Below are 3,026 nucleotides of genomic sequence, written 5' to 3' on the forward strand. Positions count from 1 at the left end.
GCCCGTCACAACGCAGGTGCCGCACATGCAGGTGATCGAACACGCTCTTGTCTTTGGAAAGAGCAGCGGTTCCGCCACGCGCACCAGGGCGGGAAGGAACAGCAGGGTGCCCACGCCCGATACGAACAGGATCGACGCGAGGAAAAACCCTACCGTGATGTACGGCACCAGCGGCGCGGCCAGCAGCGGCAGGAATCCCACCGCGATGACGATCACATTGCGCATGATGGCCCGTCCCGGCTCGCCAAAGGCATAGGGGTATGCCTTCTGCCAAGACCCGTGCCGGGCGTAGATCACCCGCGACCGCACCAGGAAGTGTATGGCGAAGTCTACCGCGAGCCCCAGCGTGAGTGAGGATAACACCGCCACCGGCATGTCGTAGTCTTTTCCAACATAGCCGATCACGCCGTAAATCAGGCCGATGGTTAACGTAAGGGGAAGCATCGAGAGGAAGCCCCACAGGCCTGACCGGAACAGCACGATCATCATTAGCAGCACCACGAGGAAGCTGCCCATGAACGACTCAGCCATGCCCCACACCATCTTCTCCTGCCACAGCACGTTGATGTACGTCAACCCGAACCACTTGTGCCGCAGCCCCTTTGGCGGCGGGTTTTGCGCGACGTAGTCGTCGAGGGCCGCGGCGACCTTCGACATGTCCTTGTTGTCGCCGCTGGTCAGCTGGACCCAGACACTGGCCACGCGGTAATCCGGCGTGACCATGTGCCAGAGATCCTGCGGCCGGTGGCTGCTCTGGTACTGGGCCAGGCACTGCGCTACCGCGGCCGCCGAATCGGGCACGCGGTACGATTCGGGCGTTCCGTCGACGAGTTCCCGGTGCACGGTCTTCACGATATCGGTCACCGAGTTCGACTTGCCCACGATTCCCGTGGTCAACAGGTACGCCTGGAGGTCTGCCACATACCGCAGCACTTCGGGGTCTTTGAACACTTCCTCGGCGGGCGCCTCAATTGATGGGGCCGGGGCGGCTGGTTCCTGGGCGGTCTCGGATACCGGCTCGCCTCCGAGACCGGCGGGCAATGCCGGGGCCCCGGCGTCCGTTTCACTGCCGCCCAACCCCTCGGGCAGGGTGGGTTCGGGATTGTCCCCGCCCAGCCCGCCGGGAAGGGCGGGCGTTTCGGTTTCCCGGGCCGGCTTCGCGGACGGTCCGCCGGCGAGGCCGCTGTCCACCGAAGAGCGGCCCTCGGGGTCTTCGTCCTCGGGAAACAGCGCCAGGTGGGCCATGTAGGTACCCCCGAAATGCGCGTTGAGCACACGGTCCGCAATTCGAATGGGATGAGTCTTCTTGAACCATTTCGTGGGGTTGTCGTTGATTTCGATTTGGCTGATGCCATAGACCGTGACGACCACGAGGACGGCGCCGAAAGCCAGCACCAGCTTCGCGCGATGGTAGGTGACCTCGCCCAGCCACTTCAGGAATCCCCGGCTCGGCGCCTTTTCTTCCTCTTCGTGGTGTACGGCGCCAAAATTCTCCAGCCGCCGCTCGGGGATGAACATGGCGAACGCCGGGATGAACAGTACCGTCCACACCCATGCGATCATGACCCCGATAGCGACGAAGAGCCCGAATACCTGCACCGGCGGGATGGGCGTCAATGCCAGCGAAGCAAACCCGGCTGCGGACGTCAACGACGTGTACAGCATGGGCACGAACAACGCCCCCATCACGCTGGCCATCGTCTTTCGCCGGTCACGGGTCTCCTGATAGCGCTCGAAGAACTCGGACAGGATGTGAATCGAATCCAGCACCGCGATGGGCATGATGAAAATCGGGATCATGGAACTCATGATGTGGATGGTGTTGCCCGTAACCACGAGCAGGCCCATCGTGCATATGACCGACACGAGCGCGAGGATCATTGGCGAGATTATCAGGATCAGCTTGCGGAAGAAGATTAACATGAGGATGAAAATGGTCAGCATGGCGAGGGGCGCGGAGATCGCCATCTGCTTGAACATTTCGACGCCGAACACGTCGTTCGCCACCGGCAACCCCGTGATGTGGTATTTCTCGCCGCCGTCGAACGTGGCGATTTTGGACCGCAGCGCAGTATACACTTCGTAGCTCAGGTCCTTCGAGGAAATGGGGAGGTAGAGCGCGAGGGCCTTCCCGTCCTCGGAAACCATGGTGCCCTCGAGGAAGGGGATGCGGAGCGCCTTGTCGCGCACGGCCAGGGCTTCTTCCTCAGTTTTCGGAGGCCCTGGCATGAGCCATTCGAATTTAACCTCCCCCGGGCCGCCCTGCTCGATGTTGTCGACGGTCGACGGCGCGATGATATCGATGACCTTCACGCCGGCGCCGGGGTCGTCTTGTCCGACGTTTTTGCCGGTCAGGGTCTTGGCGAACTCCGTAAGCTCATACACGTTTGCCAGGGTCTTCGTATTGAAGGCGCCCTGCGGATGGTCTTCGTTCACCACGCCCACCACTACTATGTCATTTAGTGCGAAGACCTGTTTCATGCGGTTGTGGAACACGCGCACCGCCTCGTGCTGGCTCAGCATGTTCTCGGGGTCGGTGTCCACCCGCACGGGCTGAAGCATCGGGAACGTCTCCGGCCAGAGCGACGGCAACGCCGCAAGCACGGCGAGCAGCAAGGTCATTGCCGCCATCGCCCCCGTCACCAGCCGCGGATGGTCCATCCCGAACTTCACCAATGCATCTCCCATAATCGCGATCCTTCTGTATGTGCTGACGGTTACCCATTAACGCACGCAACGCAGCCCAGCTACAAGCCGCGCCAATGAAGCTGCCTACGCTGCTTGCGTAGAATATCATACGGATACGGAACGTTTCGAGGGAGCGTAATTCGGCCGACTACCTCGACTTTCACGTAGAGAGCAATCCCGATGCCAATTACGGCGGCGGACAGGAATAGAAAGGCCTAACCTTTTGGGCAGTCGTACGTTATTGCATACGGGCTCGAACAGCTGCGCCGAGAGAGAATCGCACGCCGACCGTTGCGCAACGCTGCAAATGCAACGGATGGACGCGGTGAAGCGCGAGA

Annotated in this window: 1 protein-coding gene; it reads right to left on the reverse strand. The window is 61.4% G+C overall.

Going from position 1 to position 3,026, the window contains the following annotated elements; genetic code table 11:
• Positions 1–2,688: MMPL family transporter (locus PLJ71_22620; GenBank protein ID HQM51482.1), on the reverse strand; the 2,688-nt coding region annotated here is incomplete at its 3' end.
• Positions 2,689–3,026: the final 338 nt, after the last annotated feature.

This window comes from Candidatus Hydrogenedentota bacterium (genome assembly GCA_035416745.1).
Lineage (GTDB): Bacteria > Hydrogenedentota > Hydrogenedentia > Hydrogenedentales > SLHB01 > UBA2224.